22 protein-coding genes are annotated in these 19,444 nt (G+C 66.0%); 15 read left to right on the top strand and 7 right to left on the bottom strand.

What is annotated here, in order from left to right:
• The first annotated feature begins 15 nt into the window (after positions 1 to 15).
• The 10 genes from AABA51_RS02105 (at position 16) to AABA51_RS02060 (ending at position 7,033) form a co-directional block, all read left to right on the top strand.
• Complete coding sequence (locus AABA51_RS02105; protein ID WP_338273942.1) at positions 16 to 591, top strand: hypothetical protein; 576 nt, start codon at positions 16 to 18, stop codon at positions 589 to 591.
• Positions 592 to 750: 159 nt separating this feature from the next.
• Positions 751 to 2,253, top strand: coding sequence for a signal recognition particle protein (gene ffh, locus AABA51_RS02100; protein WP_338273940.1), 1,503 nt, complete (start codon positions 751 to 753; stop codon positions 2,251 to 2,253).
• 97 nt (positions 2,254 to 2,350) lie between these two features.
• Positions 2,351 to 2,899: a GNAT family N-acetyltransferase gene (locus AABA51_RS02095; RefSeq protein ID WP_338273938.1), complete on the top strand. Its 549-nt coding sequence runs from the start codon at positions 2,351 to 2,353 to the stop codon at positions 2,897 to 2,899.
• A gap of 26 nt (positions 2,900 to 2,925) precedes the next feature.
• Complete coding sequence (locus AABA51_RS02090) at positions 2,926 to 3,222, top strand: chorismate mutase (protein WP_338276386.1); 297 nt, start codon at positions 2,926 to 2,928, stop codon at positions 3,220 to 3,222.
• A 114-nt stretch (positions 3,223 to 3,336) separates the two neighbouring features.
• Positions 3,337 to 3,732: a 30S ribosomal protein S16 gene (gene rpsP, locus AABA51_RS02085; RefSeq protein ID WP_277824491.1), complete on the top strand. Its 396-nt coding sequence runs from the start codon at positions 3,337 to 3,339 to the stop codon at positions 3,730 to 3,732.
• Positions 3,733 to 3,784: 52 nt separating this feature from the next.
• Positions 3,785 to 4,291 (top strand): ribosome maturation factor RimM, encoded by a 507-nt coding sequence (gene rimM / locus AABA51_RS02080; protein ID WP_338273936.1) that lies wholly within the window; start codon positions 3,785 to 3,787, stop codon positions 4,289 to 4,291.
• 43 nt (positions 4,292 to 4,334) lie between these two features.
• Positions 4,335 to 5,144, top strand: a complete 810-nt coding sequence (gene trmD / locus AABA51_RS02075) for a tRNA (guanosine(37)-N1)-methyltransferase TrmD (RefSeq protein WP_338273933.1) — start codon at positions 4,335 to 4,337, stop codon at positions 5,142 to 5,144.
• Positions 5,145 to 5,408: 264 nt separating this feature from the next.
• Positions 5,409 to 5,789, top strand: a complete 381-nt coding sequence (gene rplS / locus AABA51_RS02070; protein ID WP_338273931.1) for a 50S ribosomal protein L19 — start codon at positions 5,409 to 5,411, stop codon at positions 5,787 to 5,789.
• 11 nt (positions 5,790 to 5,800) lie between these two features.
• The gene (gene rpmE, locus AABA51_RS02065) at positions 5,801 to 6,022 is read left to right on the top strand and encodes a 50S ribosomal protein L31 (RefSeq protein WP_277824499.1); all 222 of its coding nucleotides are present in this window, start codon (positions 5,801 to 5,803) and stop codon (positions 6,020 to 6,022) included.
• 201 nt (positions 6,023 to 6,223) lie between these two features.
• Positions 6,224 to 7,033: a division plane positioning ATPase MipZ gene (locus AABA51_RS02060; RefSeq protein WP_338273928.1), complete on the top strand. Its 810-nt coding sequence runs from the start codon at positions 6,224 to 6,226 to the stop codon at positions 7,031 to 7,033.
• 104 nt (positions 7,034 to 7,137) lie between these two features.
• On the opposite strand, the gene AABA51_RS02055 is transcribed toward AABA51_RS02060, so the two are convergent.
• The 6 genes from AABA51_RS02055 to aroA all read right to left on the bottom strand — a co-directional run bounded on the left by AABA51_RS02055 (position 7,138) and on the right by aroA (position 14,304).
• A complete protein-coding gene (locus AABA51_RS02055; RefSeq protein WP_338273927.1) occupies positions 7,138 to 8,151 on the bottom strand; it encodes a cytochrome d ubiquinol oxidase subunit II in 1,014 nt (337 codons plus the stop codon).
• A 5-nt stretch (positions 8,152 to 8,156) separates the two neighbouring features.
• Positions 8,157 to 9,593 (bottom strand): cytochrome ubiquinol oxidase subunit I, encoded by a 1,437-nt coding sequence (locus tag AABA51_RS02050; RefSeq protein ID WP_338273925.1) that lies wholly within the window; start codon positions 9,591 to 9,593, stop codon positions 8,157 to 8,159.
• 12 nt (positions 9,594 to 9,605) lie between these two features.
• Complete coding sequence (locus AABA51_RS02045) at positions 9,606 to 10,157, bottom strand: GbsR/MarR family transcriptional regulator (RefSeq protein WP_338273923.1); 552 nt, start codon at positions 10,155 to 10,157, stop codon at positions 9,606 to 9,608.
• Positions 10,158 to 10,326: 169 nt separating this feature from the next.
• A complete protein-coding gene (gene rpsA / locus AABA51_RS02040; RefSeq protein ID WP_338273921.1) occupies positions 10,327 to 12,006 on the bottom strand; it encodes a 30S ribosomal protein S1 in 1,680 nt (559 codons plus the stop codon).
• A 205-nt stretch (positions 12,007 to 12,211) separates the two neighbouring features.
• A complete protein-coding gene (locus AABA51_RS02035; RefSeq protein WP_338273919.1) occupies positions 12,212 to 12,874 on the bottom strand; it encodes a d(CMP) kinase in 663 nt (220 codons plus the stop codon).
• Positions 12,875 to 12,945: 71 nt separating this feature from the next.
• The gene (gene aroA / locus AABA51_RS02030; protein ID WP_338273917.1) at positions 12,946 to 14,304 is read right to left on the bottom strand and encodes a 3-phosphoshikimate 1-carboxyvinyltransferase; all 1,359 of its coding nucleotides are present in this window, start codon (positions 14,302 to 14,304) and stop codon (positions 12,946 to 12,948) included.
• A gap of 191 nt (positions 14,305 to 14,495) precedes the next feature.
• Here aroA and AABA51_RS02025 point away from each other — a divergent pair, with 191 nt between their 5' ends.
• Positions 14,496 to 15,386 (top strand): Hint domain-containing protein, encoded by an 891-nt coding sequence (locus tag AABA51_RS02025; RefSeq protein ID WP_338273915.1) that lies wholly within the window; start codon positions 14,496 to 14,498, stop codon positions 15,384 to 15,386.
• Between the two features lie 97 nt (positions 15,387 to 15,483).
• The gene (locus tag AABA51_RS02020; RefSeq protein WP_338273912.1) at positions 15,484 to 16,101 is read left to right on the top strand and encodes a 50S ribosomal protein L25/general stress protein Ctc; all 618 of its coding nucleotides are present in this window, start codon (positions 15,484 to 15,486) and stop codon (positions 16,099 to 16,101) included.
• Between the two features lie 60 nt (positions 16,102 to 16,161).
• Here AABA51_RS02020 and AABA51_RS02015 read toward each other — a convergent pair whose 3' ends face one another.
• The gene (locus tag AABA51_RS02015) at positions 16,162 to 16,881 is read right to left on the bottom strand and encodes an FkbM family methyltransferase (RefSeq protein WP_338273910.1); all 720 of its coding nucleotides are present in this window, start codon (positions 16,879 to 16,881) and stop codon (positions 16,162 to 16,164) included.
• Positions 16,882 to 17,062: 181 nt separating this feature from the next.
• Between AABA51_RS02015 and pth the strand changes: the two genes are divergently transcribed.
• The 3 genes from pth (at position 17,063) to AABA51_RS02000 (ending at position 19,440) form a co-directional block, all read left to right on the top strand.
• On the top strand, positions 17,063 to 17,743 hold the full coding sequence (pth, locus tag AABA51_RS02010) for an aminoacyl-tRNA hydrolase (protein WP_338273908.1): 681 nt from the start codon (positions 17,063 to 17,065) through the stop codon (positions 17,741 to 17,743).
• 68 nt (positions 17,744 to 17,811) lie between these two features.
• Positions 17,812 to 18,975: a serine hydrolase gene (locus tag AABA51_RS02005; RefSeq protein ID WP_338273906.1), complete on the top strand. Its 1,164-nt coding sequence runs from the start codon at positions 17,812 to 17,814 to the stop codon at positions 18,973 to 18,975.
• A gap of 78 nt (positions 18,976 to 19,053) precedes the next feature.
• Positions 19,054 to 19,440: a DUF2237 family protein gene (locus AABA51_RS02000; RefSeq protein WP_338273904.1), complete on the top strand. Its 387-nt coding sequence runs from the start codon at positions 19,054 to 19,056 to the stop codon at positions 19,438 to 19,440.
• The last annotated feature ends 4 nt before the right edge of the window (positions 19,441 to 19,444 follow it).

Here is a 19,444-nt window from a genome sequence, read left to right as displayed (position 1 = left end):
GCTAGGCTCTTGCCCATGTGGCACCGCCTGCTCTGCACCCTCGCCCTTGCTCTCCCCCTCGCCCCCGCGCTTGCGGCGGCCCCATCCTGCCATGTCGACTTCACCCTCACCGTGACACAGGGCGTCGGCACCACCCGCCCCGGCACGATGCTGTCGGGCGACGCGACCTTTGCCCTCACCGGCCAGATCTTCCCCGGCGAAGGCGGGGCGGCGGTCCACCTGGCCCAGGGCGCGATGCAGCTCGGCCCCGACATCCGGGGCGAGGTCTGGGCGCTTGTCACCACTTCGGGCAATCCGGTGGCCGATCTTCTGGCCATCCATGCCCGCGACGTGACCGGCATGGATTTCGCAGGCATCGCCTATCGCGGTCCCATGACGATCAGCCTCTATGGCCAGCCCGGCAGCCTGCCCGAGGCGCTTGTGCCCACCGACCAGCCCGCATGGGATGCGATGGCGCTCCGGCGCAGCTTCGCTCTCCACGCCCAGGGCTACGACCGGCTCGGCGGCGACATCGACAGCCTGACGCTCGCCTGCGATACCCCTGCCGCGATTGACAGCGCGGGGGAATCCGCCTATCCCGCCCGCCAATAGCCGGAAAGCGCCAGCTTCCCGGTCCCGTGTTTCATCATGGGATCGCCCCCCGTCAGCGAGGTTTCGCCCACGGGGGCAAATGCCGTTTGGGCTTGGCGCATCTCCGGCCGCTCCTTACCTCAAGGGGCAGACCGAGATTGATGAAAGGGGCCAAGGCCCATGTTCGAGAACCTGTCAGAACGCCTCTCCGGCGTCTTCGACCGCCTCACCAAGCAGGGCGCGCTGTCCGAGGATGACGTGCGCACCGCCATGCGCGAGGTGCGCGTGGCGCTTCTCGAGGCCGACGTATCGCTACCCGTCGCGCGCGATTTCATCAAGGCCGTCGAGAAAAAGGCGACCGGCGCCGCCGTCACCAAATCCGTCACCCCCGGTCAGCAGGTCATCAAGATCGTCCATGACGAATTGATCGCCGTCCTGTCCGGCGACGAGGATCCGGGCCGCCTCAAGATCGACAATCCCCCCGCCCCCGTCCTGATGGTCGGCCTTCAGGGCGGCGGCAAGACCACCACCACCGCCAAGATCGCCAAGCGCCTGAAAGAGCGCGAGGGCAAAAAGGTCCTGATGGCCTCGCTCGACGTGAACCGCCCCGCGGCCATGGAACAGCTCGCCATTCTCGGCACCCAGATCGGCGTCGATACGCTCCCCATCGTCAAGGGCGAAGACCCCGTCGCCATCGCCAAGCGCGCGAAAACGCAAGCCTCGCTCGGCGGCTACGATGTCTACCTCCTCGACACCGCCGGTCGCCTGTCGATCGACGAAGAGCTGATGGCGCAGGTCGAAGCCGTCCGTGACGTGGCCAACCCCCGCGAAACGCTGCTCGTCGTCGACGGCCTGACCGGTCAGGATGCCGTGACCACCGCCGAAAACTTTGACAGCCGCATCGGCATCACCGGCGTTGTGCTGACCCGGATGGATGGCGACGGGCGCGGCGGTGCGGCGCTCTCGATGCGCGCGATCACCGGCAAGCCGATCCGCTTCGTGGGTCTGGGCGAAAAGATGGACGCGCTCGAAACCTTCGAACCGCAGCGCATCGCGGGCCGCATCCTGGGCATGGGCGACATCGTGGCGCTTGTGGAACGCGCGCAGGAAACGCTCGAGGCCGAACAGGCCGAGCGCATGATGAAGCGCTTCCAGAAGGGTCAGTTCAACATGAACGACCTCAAAAGCCAGCTCGAACAGATGATGAAGATGGGCGGCATGCAGGGCATGATGTCCATGATGCCCGGCATGGCCAAGATGCAAAAACAGCTCGACGATGCGGGCTTCGACGACAAGGTCATCAAGCGCCAGATCGCGCTCATCAACTCGATGACCAAGAAGGAACGCGCCAACCCCGACCTGATGCAGGCCAGCCGCAAGAAACGCGTAGCCGCCGGCGCGGGTCAGGACGTGTCCGACCTCAACAAGCTCCTCAAGATGCACCGCCAGATGGCCGATGCGATGAAAAAGCTCGGCAAGATGGGCAAAAAGGGCCTCCTGCGCGGCGGCCTCGGCGCGCTGATGGGCAAGGGCGCGCCCGACGCGCTCAAGGGGATGGACCCCGCCTCCATGGACCCCAAGGCGATGGAAGAAGCCGCCCGCCGCATGGGCATGGGCGGCCTGCCGGGTCTGGGCGGCGGCGCCCTGCCCCCGGGTCTGTCGGGCTTCGGGAAAAAGAAGTGATGCCGCACCCCTTCCCCATCTGCGACCGCTCCACAGGCTTGCCCACAGGCAAAGCCCGCGTGGCTTGTCGCTTTGCGACCCATGGGGGCAACCGCGCATGAGAGCCTATCTCGCCAATACCCCGACTCTGGAAACCGAGCGCCTGATCCTGCGCGGGCCCATGGCATCCGATCTGGAGGCCTTTGCCCCCTTCGTCATGTCCGACCGCGCCCGCTATACCGGCGGCGGCGCGGACAAGACGCTGGGACAGGCCTGTCGCACCCTCGCCATCATCACCGGGCATTGGCACCTGCTTGGCTGGGGCCCCTTCGTGCTGCAAGACCGCGCCACCGGCCAGCCCATCGGCTCCGCCGGTCCCTGGATGCCGAGCGACTGGCCCGAGCCGGAATTGGGCTGGTCCATCTGGACGCCCGAGGCCGAGGGCAAGGGCTACGCCCATGAGGCGCTTCTGACGATCCGCCGCCATGCCTATGCCGATCTCGGCTGGCCCACCGCCGTCAGCTACATCGACACCCGCAACGCCCGCTCCATCGCGCTGGCCAAGCGGCTCGGCTGCACGCTCGACCCCGCCGCCGACCGCCCCAACCGCGACGAACCGCTCGAGGTCTGGCGCCACCCCGCCCCGGCCGAGGTTCTGGCCGCATGACCGACACGACCCAAAAGGCACAAGACATGACCGACGCCACTGCCCGCGCCGCCGCGCTGTTGAAAGAGCATCGCGAAAGCATCGACCGGCTTGACGCGATCCTCGTCTACACGCTGGGCGAGCGCTTCAAGCACACGCAGGCTGTCGGCAAGCTGAAAGCCGAACACGACCTTCCCCCGTCCGATCCGGCCCGTGAAGCGGCCCAGATCGCGCGGCTCGAAGACCTGGCCATCCGGGCCGACCTCGACCCCGACTTCGCCAAGAAGTTCCTGCGCTTCGTCATCGACGAAGTCATCCGTCACCACGAACAACACCAATCGTAGGGTGGGTAAAACCCACCCAACACAACCCCGTAGGGTGGGTGCAACCCACCACACAAGACCCCGTAGGGTGGGTGAAACCCACCAAAACAACAGCCAATCCAAGGAGATACCCCAATGGCAATGAAGATCCGACTGGCCCGCGGCGGCACCAAGAAGCGTCCCTTCTACCGCATCGTCGCCACCGACAGCCGCATGCCCCGCGACGGCCGCTTCCTCGAGAAGCTGGGCACCTACAACCCGCTTCTGGCCAAGGACAGCGAGGACCGCATCAAGATGGACCTCGACCGCGTGAAGCATTGGCTGGATCAAGGCGCACAGCCCACCGATCGCGTCGCCCGCTTCCTCGAAGCAGCCGGCCTTCTGACCAAGAAGACCCGCAACAACCCCAACAAGGCCGAGCCGGGCAAGAAAGCCAAGGAACGCGCCGCCGAAAAGGAAGCCAAGGCCGCGAAAGCCGCCGAAGCTGCCGCCGCTCCGGCCGAAGCTCCGGCCGAAGAAGCGACCGAGTAATCGGCCCGCGCATGTCGCGCCTTGGACATATGCTCCCGATGCGGGCCCGGTCATGAGCGACCGGGTCTGTGTCGGGGCCATCGCGGGCGCCTTCGGCGTCCGTGGCGAGGTGCGGCTGAAAAGCTTCTGCGCCGAGGCGGCGGATATCGCCGCCTATGGCCCCCTCTCGACCGAGGATGGCAGCCGCACCTTCGAGGTGACGCTGACCCGCCCCGTGTCGCAGGGGCTGGCCGCCCGGCTGTCGGGCGTCCTGACCAAGGAACAGGCCGACGGCCTGCGCGGCACAAGGCTTTACGCGCCGCGCACGGCCCTGCCTGCCCTGCCCGATGATGAATTCTACCATGCCGATCTTCTGGGCCTGACCGCGCTCGACACCGGCGGGGCCGAACTGGGCAAGATCGCCGCCGTGCTGAACCATGGCGCGGGCGATCTGCTGGAATTGCGCGGCCCCGGCCTCAAGGGCTCGGTCCTCGTGCCCTTCACCCGCGCCATCGTGCCGACCGTCGATCTCGCCTCCCGCCGCGTCATCATCGACCCGCCCGAAGGGCTTTTCGACTGATCTTCCTTCCGCGCCGCGCGCGCCCCGGCAGCAAGGCCAAGCCATGCCCACACCGCCCACCAGGTCCCACGGACGCCTCGCCATCTCGGCCAATGCGCAGCCGCGCGAATTGATGAGCGACACGCCCCGCCTCAAGGGCGCATGGTGCGCCCGTGTCGTGACCCTCTTCCCCGAGGTGTTTCCCGGCGTTCTGGGGGCGTCTCTCACCGGCAAGGCGCTGCAACAGGGGCTCTGGGCGCTCGACCCCATCGACCTGCGCGTCTTTGGCACCGGCAAGCACCGCCAGGTCGATGACACGCCCGCAGGCGGCGGCGCGGGTCTCGTGATGAAACCCGATGTGCTGGGCCGCGCGCTCTCCATGGCCGCCAACGGCACGCCCGACGATCCCGCCCGCTGGCCGCGCGTCTATCTCTCGCCACGCGGCAAACCCTTCACCCAAGCGGACGCCCGTCGCTTTGCCGCCGCCGATGGCATGACGCTGCTCTGTGGCCGCTTCGAAGGCGTGGACCAGCGCGTCATCGACGCCTTCGCGCTCGAGGAAATCAGCCTTGGCGATTTCGTCCTGACGGGGGGCGAGATCGCGGCACAGGCCGTGATCGACGCCACCGTCCGCCTGATCCCCGGCGTCTTGGGCAATGCCGCCTCGACCGAGGAGGAAAGCTTTTCCGACGGTCTTCTGGAACATCCCCAATACACCCAGCCCCGCAGCTGGCAGGGCCGCGACATCCCCGATGTGCTGCTCTCGGGCAACCACGGCGAAATCGCCAAATGGCGCCGCGCGCAATCCGAACGCCTGACCGAAGAACGCCGCCCCGATCTTTGGGCCGCGCACCTTGCAGCCAAGGGCGATTGACCCGGGATTTGGGCTTGATCACGGTGCCAACCGCGCCTATACGCCCCCACAGGCACGCCGGGCTTACCACCCGGCTGCTTTCCGTTTTGCGCGATCTTCCGCGCGAGCCATGACGGATCAAGACGACAAGCAACGGCCAGACGACCTCTGACGGGCGCCCCGCAAAGCGGAAACAGGCGGACCCGGTCGAAGATCAGAGCTCTCGGCGACAGGCCACCAGACCTCCGCGGGCAAACCGTGGGCAGACATGAAGGAGCGGATCAGATGAACCTGATCGCACAGATCGAGGCGGAACAGATCGCCGCCCTCGGGAAGGTCATTCCCGATTTCAAGGCCGGCGACACGATCCGCGTCGGCTTCAAGGTGACCGAAGGCACCCGCACCCGCGTCCAGAACTACGAAGGCGTCTGCATCAGCCGAAAGAACGGCTCGGGCATTGCCGCGTCCTTCACGGTGCGCAAGATTTCCTTCGGCGAAGGCGTGGAGCGCGTGTTCCCCCTGCATTCGACCAACATCGATTCGATCGAGGTTGTCCGCCGCGGCAAGGTCCGTCGCGCCAAGCTCTACTACCTGCGCGCCCGTCGCGGCAAATCGGCCCGGATTTCCGAGGATACAACCTACAAGCCGCAAGGCACGAACGCGTAAGGAGCGACGTGATGAAAAAGGACATCCACCCCGACTATCACGTCATCAACGTCAAGATGACCAACGGCGACGTCGTCCAGATGCGCTCCACCTGGGGCAAGGAAGGCGATACCATGTCGCTCGACATCGACCCCTCGGTCCACCCGGCCTGGACCGGTGGCGGCCAGCGCCTGATGGACACCGGCGGCCGCGTGTCGAAGTTCAAGAAGAAATACGAAGGCCTCGGCTTCTGAGCGAAGCGCGAGCCTGGTGCAAGACCCGCAACGCCGCCCCAGACGGGCGGCGTTCGCGTCTGTCACACAAGGCCTCCATACTTGGCCCCCACACTTGCGATTGGCGCTTAACCTTCGAGCGGCATCCGCGTATATTTACTACAAGTCGCGCCCCGATGAACGAGGGCATCCATATATTGGGCCGTAACCGGGGGACGGGCAGTGGCGCATATCATCGTCTTGGGCAATGAAAAGGGCGGATCGGGGAAATCCACGACCGCCATGCATGTCGCCACGGCCCTCGTGCGGCTGGGCCATGTGGTGGGGGGGCTCGATCTCGACCTGCGCCAGCGCAGTTTCGCGCGCTACATGGAAAACCGCCGCGCCACGATCGCCAACCGCGGCCTCGACCTGGCCGCCCCCGAGCTCAAGGACCTGCCCGAAATCGACCCCGCGACGCTCGCCGAAGGCGAGAACATCCTCGACAAACGCCTGTCGGCTGCCGTCGCCGACCTGGAGACGCGCTGCGATTTCATCGTCATCGACTGCCCCGGCAGCCATACGCGCCTGAGCCAGGTCGCCCATAGCCTCGCCGACACGCTGATCACGCCGATGAACGACAGTTTCGTCGATTTCGACCTTCTGGCCCGGATCGACCCCGAAACCTACGAGATCAAGGGCCCCAGCGTCTATTCCGAGATGGTCTGGCATGCCCGCCAGCTGCGCGCCCGCGCGGGCCTTGCGCCCATGGACTGGATCGCCGTGCGCAACCGCCTGCCGACCCAGCAGATGCACAACAAGCGCAAGGTCGGTCGCGCGCTCGAGGCGCTGTCGAGCCGGATCGGCTTTCGCATCGCGCCGGGCTTTTCCGAGCGCGTGATCTTTCGCGAATTGTTCCCCAGCGGCATGACGCTTTTGGACCTGCGCGAATTGGGCGTGGACCGGCTCAACATCTCGAACCTCGCCGCGCGGCAGGAATTGCGCGACCTGATGCGGGCGCTCAACCTGCCCGGCGTCACCGTCGAATTCTGAGCCGGTTTCGCCGCGCCTTGCGCGTCGACCCGCGGGGGCTCTGCCCCCGGACCCCCGGCATATTTCTGGAAAGATGAAGGGCGGGCCGGATCAGGCCCCGCCCCTCAGTCGTAGCGCAGTTCCGTCGCCTTGCCGCGAAAGATCGTATAGGCGAGCACGGAATAGCCCGCGATGACTGGGACCACGATGCAGGCGCCCACGAAGATGATGAACAGGCTCTCGGGGGCCGAGGCCGCCTCGTAGATCGTCAGCCTGTCGGGCACGACATAGGGATAGAAGCTGTAGGCCATCCCCAGATAGGCCAGCGCGAAGAGCAAGGTGGCCACCGCAAAGGGCAGCCATGACCGCGCATCGCCCGCATAGGGCATGGACCGCAGCATCCGCCAGAGCCACAGGATCAACAGCCCCGACAGGATCGGCAGGGGCGCGAGGTAGATCACCTCCGGGAAACTGAGCCATTTGTCGAAGATCCGGGGGGAGACGAGCGGGGTCGCCAGCGACACCGCCCCGATGCCGAGGATCACCCCCCAGAGGCTTTCGCGCCCCCAGCGCACCGATTTGAGCTGCAAGGCGCCTTCGGTCTTGTGGATCAGCCAGGCCGAGCCGATGAAGGAATAGCCCACCGCCAGAAAGATCGCGGTCAGCGCACCAAAGGCATAGGTCGCGGGCGACTGCTCCAGCCCCATGATGTAGAGGCCCAGCATGAAGCCCTGCGCCAGCGCCGTCATCAGCGACCCGACAAAGAAGAACCTGTTCCACAGCCGTTTGTGATGATCGCGCGCCTTGGCCCGGAATTCGAAGGCGACACCGCGCAGGATCAGCCCCACGAGCATCACGAAAACCGGCAGGTAAAGCGCCGTCAGGATCATCCCATGCGCCGCCGGAAAGGCGACAAGCAGCAGCCCCACCGCCAGGACGAGCCATGTCTCGTTGGCATCCCAGAACGGGCCGATGGACCCGATCATGCGGTCCTGTTCCGCCGGTGTGGCCAGCGGAAACAGGATGCCGACGCCCAGGTCGAACCCGTCGAGCACCACGTAGATCAGGATCGACAGCCCCATGAGCGAGGCAAAGGCCCAGGGCAGCCAATCGGCGGGGTTTGCGAAATCGGGCAACATGGCGCTCACTCCGCCGGGCTCAGGGCCATCACCCCGGCCTTGCCGGAATGGCTCATGTCATCGGCCTGCCCGTCATCCCCCTTCGCCGCCTTGCGGGCGAGATAGGCGATGACGCCGATATAGGCGAAGAGCAGCGCTGCGTAGATCGCGAGATAGGTGACAAGCGTGCCCATCACCATCGGCGCGGGCACATCGGCCACCGCCATCTCGGTCGTCATCACGCCCTGCACCAGCCAGGGCTGGCGGCCGATTTCCGTCGTATACCAGCCCGCCAGCGTGGCGACCCAGCCCGAGAAGGCCATGGGCACGAGCGCCCAAAGCAGCGGCTTGGGCAGCCCCTCGACCGCGAACCAATGGCCCGCGATGCGCCCCTCGTGCAGCGCGCGGCGGCGCCACATGAACCAGGCCGCCGTCCAGCTGAGGAGCAGCATGGCCAATCCTGTCCCCACCATCACGCGGAAGGACCAGAACACCGGGGCCACGGGCGGATGCAACACCGTGCCATCCTCGGCGATGAAATCGTTCAGCCCCGTCAACTCGCCATCCCAGTGATGCGTCAGGATGAAGGAGGCGAGGCCGGGAATTTCCACCGCCATGTGGTTCGTGCGCGCCTCCTCGTCCGGGATGCCGAAGAGCACGAGCGGCGCGCCTTGCTGCGTGTCCCAAAGACCCTCCATCGCGGCGACCTTGGCCGGTTGGTATTCCTTGGTGTTGAGACCGTGCAGATCGCCCATGAAGATCTGGACCGGGATCAGCAGCGCGCCGATCGCGACGCCGGTCTTCAGCATCGCCCGCACCTCGCGCGAGCGGTCGCCCAGGATCCAGCGAAAGGCCGACACGCCCGCGATCAGGAAGCCCACCGTCAGGAAGCTTGCGAGCATCATATGGGCAAAGCGGTAGGGCATCGACGGGTTGAAGATGATGGCCCACCAATCGGTGGCAAAGGCCTGCCCGTCGATCATCTCGAAGCCCTGGGGCGTGTGCATCCAGGAATTCAGCACGATGATCCAGAAGGCCGACATGGTCGTGCCGAAGGCGACAAGCCCCGTGGCCAGCATGTGCAGCCAGCCCGGCACGCGGGAAAAGCCGAAGAGCATGATCCCGATGAACACCGCCTCGAGGAAAAAGGCCGTCAGAACCTCGTAGGCCAGAAGCGGCCCCGCGATATTGCCCACCGTCTCCATGAACCCCGGCCAATTGGTGCCGAACTGGAAGGACATGGTGATGCCCGACACCACCCCCATGGCGAATGACAGGGCAAAGATCTTCACCCAGAACCGGTAGGCGGCCATCCATTTCTCGTCGCCCGTCTGCGCGAAACGCAGCCGGAAAAAGAACAGCACCCAGCCCAGCGCGATGGTGATCGTCGGGAACAGGATGTGGAAGGAGATATTGGCCGCGAACTGGATGCGGCTCAGAAGAAGGGTGTCGAGCGTTTCCATGTCTTTCGTCCCCTACTTGCGTTTCGTGAGCGACGGGATCAGCCCGCCGGTCTTGTCGATCAGCCCCGCGATCTTGCCGCCCAGCGTCATCAGCTTGACCAGCCGCTCGGTCTCGAGGCGTTCCATCTCGGCGTAGAACCCGGTCATCATCTCGATCAGCTCGCGCAATTCGGCGATGCGCGCCTCGGCGTAATCGTCGCCCGCGGGCCCCTGCATCTCCATCTCGCGCAGCTTGCTCAGCGTGGGGTCGATCTCGCGCTTCTTGCGCTCGGCCACGAGCGTGCGCACGATCTCCCACAGGTCATCGGGCGTGGTGAAATAATCGCGCCGGTCGCCCGGAACATGCTTGAGCCGGACAAGGTTCCAGCTTTGCAGCTCCTTCAGCCCCATCGAGGTGTTCGACCGGCTGACCCCGAGGGCCTCGGTGATCGTTTCCGCGTTCAGCGGCTGGGACGACAGGAACAACAGGGCATAGATCTGCCCCACGGTGCGGTTGATGCCCCACCGGCTGCCCATTTCCCCGAAATGCAGGACGAACTCCTGCTGGAGTGGTGTCAGGCGCATGGCCAAAATCCTGTTCGCGCAGAGATTTCAGTAATTTCTGAAATGAAGGTAAGCCGCGAAAGGGGGCCGGCAACGCAGGCAGGGTGCGACATCTCGGCCCGCAACGAAAAAGGCCCCGCCGGTCTGGCGGGGCCCTTCCAATCCTGGTCGGGCCGATGGCCCTGCGGGATCACTCGTCGCGCTTGAGCGCCGCGCCGAGGATGTCGCCCAGCGACGCGCCCGAATCCGAGGATCCGAACTGTTCCACGGCTTCCTTCTCTTCGGCGATCTCGCGGGCCTTGATCGACAGGCCCAGACGGCGGGTCTTGGCGTCGATGTTGGTGACGCGCACGTCCACCTTGTCGCCCACGCCGAAACGCTCGGGGCGCTGCTCGGCACGGTCACGCGACAGGTCGGAGCGGCGGATGAAGGACTTCATGCCTTCGTATTCCACCTCGATCCCGCCATCCTCGATCGCGGTGACCGCAACCGTGATGATGGACCCGCGCTTCACGCCGCCGATGACCTCGGCCAGCGGGTCGCCTTCGACCGCCTTGATCGAGAGCGAGATACGCTCCTTCTCGGTGTCGACCTCGGTGACCACGGCCTTGACCATGTCGCCCTTGCGGTAATCGCCGATCACATCCTCGCCCCGGCCTTCCCAGGTCAGGTCGGACAGGTGGACCATGCCGTCGATGTCGTTCTCGAGACCCACGAACAGACCGAATTCGGTGATGTTCTTGACCTCGCCCTCGACAACGGTGCCCACGGGATGGGTCTCTTCAAAGACTTCCCAGGGGTTGCGCATGGTCTGCTTGAGGCCCAGCGACACGCGGCGCTTGGCGGAGTCGATCTCAAGCACCATGACCTCGACTTCCTGGCTCGTCGAAACGATCTTGCCGGGATGCACGTTCTTCTTGGTCCAGGACATTTCGGACACGTGCACGAGACCCTCGACCCCCGGCTCCAGCTCCACGAAGGCGCCGTAATCGGTGATGTTGGTGACGCGGCCCGTATGGGTCGATTCCAGCGGATAGCGCGTTTCCACGGCATCCCACGGATCGTCCTGCAGCTGCTTCATGCCCAGGCTGATGCGATGCGTGTCCTTGTTGACCTTGATGACCTGCACCTTGATCGTCTCGCCGATCGACAGGACTTCCTTGGGGTCGTTCACGCGGCGCCATGCCATGTCGGTGACATGCAGAAGGCCGTCCACACCGCCCAGATCGACGAAGGCGCCGTATTCGGTGATGTTCTTGACCACACCGTCCACGATATCGCCTTCGGACAGCTTGCCGATGACCTCGGCGCGCTGCTCGGCGCGGGATTCTTCCAGGATCGCGCGGCGCGACACCACGATATTGCCGCGACGACGGTCCATCTTCAGGATCTGGAAGGGCTGCTTCAGACCCATCAGCGGGCCCGCATCGCGCACGGGGCGCACATCGACCTGGCTGCCGGGCAAGAAGGCCACGGCACCGCCCAGATCGACGGTGAACCCGCCCTTGACCCGGCCAAAGATCGCGCCGTCGACGCGCTCTTCGGCGGCATAGGCCTTTTCAAGACGATCCCAGGCAGCTTCGCGGCGCGCCATCTCGCGGCTGAGCACAGCCTCGCCACGGGCGTTTTCCACGTTGCGCAGGTAGACCTCGACCTCGTCGCCGACGGCGATCTCGGGGGCCTCACCGGGATTTGCGAATTCTTTCAGATCGATCCGGCCTTCCATCTTGTAGCCGACATCGATGATGGCCTGGCCCGCTTCGATGGCGATGACCTTGCCCTTGACGACAGACCCTTCGTCGGGCGTGTCGATTTCGAAGCTTTCGTTCAGGAGGGCTTCGAATTCCTCCATGGTTGCTTTAGCGCACATACGGTTCAGTGTTCCTTTTCGGTGCTTTGCTGGCCGTGCGGTTGTCTCCGCCGGTCTTGGGATGATCGTTGGTCTGGCGGTCCGGAAAACAAAGAGGGCCGGTAAACCCGACCCTGCCCGATCTCTCTGCTTCCGACGTGACCCGCCGTGTTGACGGGGGCCTCATACCCCCAAGCCCCGCTCAAGGCAAGGGGTCAGCACCATCTCACCGCCCCCGCCCGCCCTCGCGCGCCGCGCTTACCACCCCGATCGCCGCCGCCACCGCCGCCTCGACGCTCATCTCGCTCGTGTCGAGCAGGACCGCATCCTCCGCCGCCCGCATCGGGGCGGTGCTGCGGCCCGCATCTCGGGCGTCCCGCGCGCGCACCTCGTCCAGAACCGTGGCCAGGTCCGTCGCGTGACCGGCGGCCTGCAACTCGCGGCAGCGCCGCTCGGCGCGCACCTCGGCGCTGGCCGTCACGAAAAGCTTCACCTCCGCCTCGGGACAGATCACCGTCCCGATGTCGCGCCCGTCCAGCACCGCACCGCCCGCCCGCCGCGCGAAAGCGCGCTGGAACTCGACCAGCGCCGCGCGCACCTCGGGGATCACCGCGACCTCGCTCGCCGCCCCGGCAATGGCCGCCGTGCGCAGCGCCTCGGGCTCGGCCATGTCCGAGGGCTCCAGCGCGCGCGCCGCCGCCACAGCCTCCTCGCCCGCCAGCACCCGCCGCCCGACCGCCCGGTAGAGCAACCCGGTATCCAGATGCGCAAAGCCGAAATGCGCCGCCACCGCCCGGCCGATGGTGCCCTTGCCCGCAGCCGCCGGCCCGTCGATGGCGACCGTGAAGCTGTTTTCCGCGCTTTGCGACACCGCGATCACCCTCGTCATCTTCTCTGTTTCACAAATATCCCGGGGGAGTCCCTGAAGGGGACGGGGGCAGAGCCCCCATTCGTCCGACCCTATCCCGCCCGGTTCACCCGGTCGAGCTGCGCCCCCAAGGCCCGCATCAGGGGCTCGAAGACCGGGAATGACGTGGCGATCGGCCCCGCATCATCCACCGTGACAGGCTGGCGCGCGGCCATCCCCGCGCAGAGGAACGACATCGCGATCCGGTGATCCAGATGGGTGGCCACCGTCACGCCTCCCTCCATGCCGCCCGGTCCCTTGCCATGGACGATCCACCAATCGGGGCCCTCCTCGACCTCGATCCCCGCCGCGCGCAGGCCCACGGCCATGGCGTCGATCCGGTCGCTTTCCTTGACGCGCAATTCCTTGACCCCGCGCATGACCGTCGCCCCCCGCGCATTGGCCGCGACCACCGACAGGATCGGGTATTCGTCGATCATGCTGGCCGCGCGCTCGGGCGGCACCTCGATCCCCTCCATATCGGGCGAATAGCGCGCCCGCAGATCGGCGACCGGCTCGCCGCCTTCCTCGCGCAGGTTCTCATAGGTCAGATCGGCGCCCATCTCGCGCAGGGTCTCGAACAATCCCGCCCGCGTCGGGTTCAGGCCGATATTGGGCACCAGCACGTCCGAGCCCTCGACGATCAGCGCGGCACAGACCGGAAAGGCCGCCGAGCTTGGATCGCGCGGCACCACGATGGTCTGGGGTTTCAGCTCCGGCTGGCCGGTCAGCGTGATGACCCGGCCCTCTTGCGTGATCTCGGTCGTGATCTCCGCGCCGAAACCCGCCAGCATCCGCTCGGTATGATCGCGCGTCGCCTCCGCCTCGATCACCACAGTCTGCCCGGGCGCGTTCAGCCCCGCCAGCAGCACGGCCGATTTCACCTGCGCCGAGGGGACGGGCGTCTTGTAGCGCACGGGCACCGGGTTCGCCGCCCCCGTGATCGTCATCGGCAAGCGCCCGCCCTTGCGCCCCACGGCGCGCGCCCCGAACAGCGCAAGCGGGTCCGTCACCCGCGCCATCGGCCGCGACCGGAGCGAGGCATCGCCGGTGAATGTCGCGCTCATCGGCGTCGTGGCCATCGTGCCCATGATCAACCGCACGCCGGTTCCCGAATTGCCGCAATCGATCACGTCCTCGGGCTCGGCGAAACCGCCCACGCCCACGCCATGCACATGCCAGGTGCCGTCCGCATCGCGGCTGACTTCCGCGCCAAAGGCCCGCATCGCTTTCGCCGTGTCGAGCACATCCTGCCCCTCCAGCAATCCGGTGATCACCGTCTCGCCGACCGCCATGGCACCCAGGATCAGCGACCGGTGGCTGATCGACTTGTCGCCCGGCACATCGGCCACGCCCCTCAGGGCAGCGCCCTTGCGGGCGGTCATCGGAACGGGATCGCCATGGGCGGACATGCTGAACCTCTCCTCGGATTGCGCCCCGCCTGATAGCCCCCGGCGCGCGGCCCGTAAACACCCCCCGCATCCCCTGCCTCGGCGCTTGGGCAAGCGCGCTTCAGGTTCCGTTCACCAATTTACCTCTCCTTAAGGTTTTGCCCCGAAAATTAACCGACCCGTAACACTCCGGGCCGTTTCGAGAGGCGATCTTGGCAGATTTCACAGCCACCCATTGGGTCAATCTGTCCGGGGTCAACGTAACCGGCACGACGCGGCTCACATGGTCATCGGCCCATGACCTGTCGCAATCGGGAACTGTCATCGACACCGCACCATTGGGCGAGATGGATGCATCGGATACGTTCCGCACCGGCCATTTCACCGGCTTCTACATCTCGGTCGACGGTCATGCCTATGGCATTTTCCAGAACAGCGGCATCTATGCTGTGCCCTACAACAAGCCTATCCACAATATCGCGGGGTCTGCGGCCCTCGCCTCGGGCGAGACGACAAGCTACCTCATGCCGCTTCCGGGGGCTGCCAATTGCTTTCTCTCCGGCACGCGGATCGCCACGCCCGACGGCCCCCGCCCGATCGAGACACTCGCCCCCGGAGACCTTGTTTTACAGGCCCTTGGCCCTCCCCTCCCCGTGACCTGGCTCTGGCGGCAAGAGGTCCTGAACCTGCCCGGAACGCCAAGGCCGATCCGCCTTCGCGCCCACAGCCTCGGTCCCGACAGGCCCGCGCGCGATCTTGTCGTGACCCCCGATCACGCCATCGCCATCGACGGCCTTCTGGTCACCGCCCAAGCGCTGGGGAATGGCCGCACCATCCACGAGATAGCGTATCAGGACCTGCCGGAACGCTACATCTTGTGGCACCTTGAGCTCGTGGACCATTGCCTCCTGCTGGCCGAAGGCTGCCCTGCCGAAAGCTTTCTCGACTATGGCGGGCGGCACCGGTTCGACGGCCATGACGCCTACCTGCGCCACCACGGCCACGACCGCCCCATCCCCGAGATGCCCCTGCCCCGGATCACCTGCGCCCGCCAGCTTCCCCCTGCGCTCCGGGCGCGACTGGGCCTTGACCGCGCGGCCTGATTGCACCTTTACAAACGGGCGATTCCCCCCTATCCGGCGGCCTTCAACCGGGGCCCGACACCCTTGGAGGCAGCCCCTTCGGATATGGAGAATAGCAATGGCTGGTGAGATTCCAGATCTTATCGCCGAGGCACGGACGGGGACAGGCAAGGGGGCCGCCCGTCAAGCTCGCCGTGAAGGCAAGGTGCCCGGGGTCGTCTATGGTGGCGGCGTGGATCCTTTGGCGATCCAGATCCCCTTCAACGTGCTGCTCAAGCGGCTCAAGCAGGGGCGGTTCATGTCCACCCTGTTCAACCTCAAGGTCGAAGGGCATGACGATGTCCGCGTGATCTGCCGCGGCGTTCAGCGCGACGTGGTCAAGGACATGCCGACCCACGTGGACCTGATGCGCCTGCGCCGCACCTCGCGCGTGGCCCTGTTCATCCCGGTCGAATTCGTGAACCAGGAAAAATCGCCCGGCCTCAAGCGCGGCGGCGTTCTGACCGTGGTCCGCCCCGAAGTCGAACTGGTCGTGACCGCGGGTGACATCCCCGATCACATCACCGTCGACCTCGAAGGCCGCGCCATCGGCGACGTGATCCACATCTCGGACGTGGCCCTGCCCGAAGGCGTGAAGCCCACGATCGACCGTGATTTCGTGATCGCCAACGTCTCGGCACCGTCCGGCCTCGTGAGCGCCGACAATGCCGAAGCCGATGAGGCCGAAGAGGGCTGATCGCCCACAAGCTTCAGGCACGACACCGAAACGCCGCCCCCCGGGGCGGCGTTTTGCGTTTCACTCCTCCGGTCCCGCCGGCGCATCGCCCATCAGCGCATCGGGATCTTCCCCCGCGCCCCAGACCTTGCGGAACCCGAGGATCTTCCCGCGCGAGGTGACGGGGTCATAGGTCAGATCCATGGCAGACATGAAATCCACGATCTTCTTGATGGTGCGCGGGTGGTATTTCCTGGGGTGCAATTCCATCACGCAAAACCGGAGCGGGCATTTCCAGGGCCGGTTGAACATCTCGGCCTCGGCCCCTTCGACATCCATGAGGACGACATGGGGTTTATGCGCCCAGATCAGATCATGGACCGACACGAGCGGCACCTTCACCGCTTTCCCCTTTCCATCCAGACTGGACCCCGTATAGCCCGTCGAGACCGCGAAATCGGCCATCGCATCCGGCGCGACAGGCCCGGTCACAGCCCCGTGGATCAGCGTGACCCCGGGCAGACCATTGCGCGCCAGATTGTCCTCGATCACCGGCAAAAGCGCAGGGTTCGCCTCGACCGACAGCACGTTTTCCGGCCCGGCCCGACGCGCGCAAAGCGCCGTGACATAGCCGATCCCCGCCCCCAGTTCGAGCACGCGCATCCCCTCGCGCACGCAGCGCTCGGCCGATCGCGCCTCGTCGGCCTCGTATGTGCCATCGGCCAGTTTTCCAAGGATTTCCGGCGTGGCAAGCCCGGCAGGAAGGCCAAGGGAAATGCCGTTCAGGGTAAACTCGTGCACGGGTGACGCTGTCCATGGCTGCGGCAAGATACGGGGCGCATCATGGGTGCATCGCTCACCGATGACCATGGCATTTTCAGGGCCGGGTGCGCGACCCTGCGGGGCTTGCGGCTTGGCAAAGCCGGCTCCGGCTGGCATCTACCCGGCAGGGATCGCCAAAGGCGGCCGGAAAGGGGATGCGATGCAGCTTTGGGTCGGATTGGGCAATCCCGGCGCGAAATACGCGGGAAACCGGCACAACATCGGCTGGATGGCGCTGGACCGGATCGCATCCGACCACGGTTTCGGCCCCTGGCGCGGAAAATTCCAGGGCAGCTTGTCCGAGGGCAGCCTCGGTGGGCAAAAGGTCCTGCTGCTCAAGCCCGAAACCTTCATGAACCTCTCCGGCCAATCGGTGGGCGAGGCGGTCCGCTTCTACAAGCTGACGGCGGCGGATGTGACGGTGTTCCACGACGAGCTCGACCTTGCGCCGGGCAAGTGCAGGGTCAAGACGGGCGGGGGACATGCGGGGCACAACGGCCTGCGGTCGCTCCACCAGCACCTGGGCGATGCCTATCACCGGGTCCGGCTGGGCATCGGTCATCCCGGTCACAAGGATCGGGTCGCATCCTATGTCCTGTCGGATTTCGCCAAGGCGGAACAGGATTGGCTCGATGACCTGCTGCGCGGCCTTTCGGACGGCGCGGCCGATCTGGCCAGGGGCGACAGCGCGCGGTTCCTGAATGCCGTGGCGCTGCGCACCGCGCCGCCGCGCTCCTCGACCAGCAAGACCAAGGCCGAAGAGGCGCCCAAAAGCGCCGATAAGGCACCCGCCCCCGATGACCGAAGCCCGATGCAGCGGCTTCTGGACAAGTTCCGCTAGGTCAACTCTGACCCGGCTTGCGGGCTGGCGCGACCGCGTGGTTTCCTGTGTAACAAACGGGGAAACACATGCGCCGGATTTTCAGGACAACCTTGCGGGCACTGGTGGTTCTGGCCGTTCTCGCCTTGGCCGCAGGCCTTTGGAAGCGCGAGGAGATCGCCCGCCTCATGGCCGTGAACACCCTGTTCGAGGCCGACAGGATCGTCGCCAATTTCAGCACCATGAACCGCGCCTTTCTCAACGTGCCGGTGCCGCGCGGCGATGGGCCGGTCAGCCCCCTGCCCCAAGGGCCCGTCGCCGACCTGCCACCCGAGGTGGAGGCCTGGATCACCGACCGGTCGGTCACGGCGTTGATCGTGCTCAAGGACGGGGAAATCCGTCACGAAAGCTACCATCTCGGAACAGGGGCCGACGATCGCCGGATCTCGTGGTCGGTGGCGAAAAGCTATCTCTCGGCGCTTCTGGGGACGCTCGTGGCCGATGGCACCATCCCCGATCTGGACGCGCCCGTGACGCGCTATGCGCCGGGGCTGATCGGCTCGGCCTATGACGGGGCCAGCATCCGCAACGTGCTGCAGATGGCCTCGGGCGTGGACTTCGACGAGGATTACCTGGATTACGAGTCCGACATCAACCGCATGGGCCGCGAGATCGCGCTTGGCGGCACGCTCGACGGCTTCACCGCCGGGCTGACGGCACGGGCGCGTGATCCCGGCAGCGCCTGGCAATACGTGTCGATGGATACCCATGTGATCGGCATGGTGATCCGGGGCGCGACGGGCCGGGGTATCCCGTCGCTCCTGTCCGAACGCATCATCGCGCCCCTGGGGCTGGAGGCGGAGCCCTATTACCTGACCGACGGCGAGGGCGTGGCCTTTGTCCTTGGCGGGCTGAACATGACCACCCGTGATTACGCCCGCTTTGCCCAGATGATCGCGCAAGACGGTGTCTGGCAGGGCAACCGCATCCTGCCCGAGGGTTGGGTCGCGGAATCGACCGCACCTTCGGCCCCGACCGAACCGGGGGCCATTGGCTACGGCTACCAATGGTGGGTGCCGGTCGGTGCGGGCCCGGGCCAGTTCATGGCGCGCGGCATCTATGGCCAGTATCTCTACATCGACCAGCCGCGCGGCGTGGTGATCGCGACGCATGGCGCGGACCGTGGCTTTCGCGAAGATGGCGTGGATGACGCCAACATCGCCATGTTCCGCCTGATCGCCGAAAGCCTGTGACGCGCGCAGGGTCAAAGCTTGCCCGCGCGCCATGAATGGCTAGCTTGCATCAGCAGGACCATAGGAAAGGACCGCCAGATGCCGATCAGGATGGACGCTTCCGTGAACGTGTTGGGCGGGCCCTTGCAGGCCTGTTCCCGCGACCCGATGACAGGCTTTTTCCGCAACGGGGCTTGCGACACCTGCGCCGAGGATCGGGGCAGCCACACGGTCTGCGCGGTGATGACGGCGGAATTCCTCGCCTTCTCGAAATATGTCGGCAACGACCTGTCGACGCCGCGACCGGAATACGGTTTTCCCGGCCTGAAACCGGGCGATCACTGGTGCCTGTGCGCGGGCCGGTTCCTGCAGGCCCACGAGGATGGCGCGGCCCCGCAGGTCAGGCTCGGCGCGACCCATGCCCGCGCGCTCGACATCGTGCCGCTGGAGGTTCTGCGCGACCACGCACTCGACCTGACGGAATGACACC

It is taken from the genome of Roseicyclus marinus (assembly GCF_036322625.1).
GTDB classification, from domain to species: domain Bacteria; phylum Pseudomonadota; class Alphaproteobacteria; order Rhodobacterales; family Rhodobacteraceae; genus Roseicyclus; species Roseicyclus marinus_A.
This window is presented reverse-complemented; position numbering and strand designations above follow the sequence as displayed.

Coding starts and splice junctions, on each gene's coding strand:
- AABA51_RS02045 (WP_338273923.1), bottom strand. CDS start 10,157: ATGCGCCTGACACCACTCCAGCAGGAGTTCGTCCTGCATTTCGGGGAA.
- AABA51_RS02090 (WP_338276386.1), top strand. CDS start 2,926: ATGACCGACGCCACTGCCCGCGCCGCCGCGCTGTTGAAAGAGCATCGC.
- AABA51_RS02050 (WP_338273925.1), bottom strand. CDS start 9,593: ATGGAAACGCTCGACACCCTTCTTCTGAGCCGCATCCAGTTCGCGGCC.
- AABA51_RS02000 (WP_338273904.1), top strand. CDS start 19,054: ATGCCGATCAGGATGGACGCTTCCGTGAACGTGTTGGGCGGGCCCTTG.
- rpsP (WP_277824491.1), top strand. CDS start 3,337: ATGGCAATGAAGATCCGACTGGCCCGCGGCGGCACCAAGAAGCGTCCC.
- AABA51_RS02005 (WP_338273906.1), top strand. CDS start 17,812: ATGCGCCGGATTTTCAGGACAACCTTGCGGGCACTGGTGGTTCTGGCC.
- rplS (WP_338273931.1), top strand. CDS start 5,409: ATGAACCTGATCGCACAGATCGAGGCGGAACAGATCGCCGCCCTCGGG.
- AABA51_RS02020 (WP_338273912.1), top strand. CDS start 15,484: ATGGCTGGTGAGATTCCAGATCTTATCGCCGAGGCACGGACGGGGACA.
- AABA51_RS02035 (WP_338273919.1), bottom strand. CDS start 12,874: ATGACGAGGGTGATCGCGGTGTCGCAAAGCGCGGAAAACAGCTTCACG.
- rpsA (WP_338273921.1), bottom strand. CDS start 12,006: ATGTGCGCTAAAGCAACCATGGAGGAATTCGAAGCCCTCCTGAACGAA.
- rimM (WP_338273936.1), top strand. CDS start 3,785: ATGAGCGACCGGGTCTGTGTCGGGGCCATCGCGGGCGCCTTCGGCGTC.
- ffh (WP_338273940.1), top strand. CDS start 751: ATGTTCGAGAACCTGTCAGAACGCCTCTCCGGCGTCTTCGACCGCCTC.
- AABA51_RS02055 (WP_338273927.1), bottom strand. CDS start 8,151: ATGTTGCCCGATTTCGCAAACCCCGCCGATTGGCTGCCCTGGGCCTTT.
- pth (WP_338273908.1), top strand. CDS start 17,063: ATGCAGCTTTGGGTCGGATTGGGCAATCCCGGCGCGAAATACGCGGGA.
- rpmE (WP_277824499.1), top strand. CDS start 5,801: ATGAAAAAGGACATCCACCCCGACTATCACGTCATCAACGTCAAGATG.
- aroA (WP_338273917.1), bottom strand. CDS start 14,304: ATGTCCGCCCATGGCGATCCCGTTCCGATGACCGCCCGCAAGGGCGCT.
- trmD (WP_338273933.1), top strand. CDS start 4,335: ATGCCCACACCGCCCACCAGGTCCCACGGACGCCTCGCCATCTCGGCC.
- AABA51_RS02105 (WP_338273942.1), top strand. CDS start 16: ATGTGGCACCGCCTGCTCTGCACCCTCGCCCTTGCTCTCCCCCTCGCC.
- AABA51_RS02095 (WP_338273938.1), top strand. CDS start 2,351: ATGAGAGCCTATCTCGCCAATACCCCGACTCTGGAAACCGAGCGCCTG.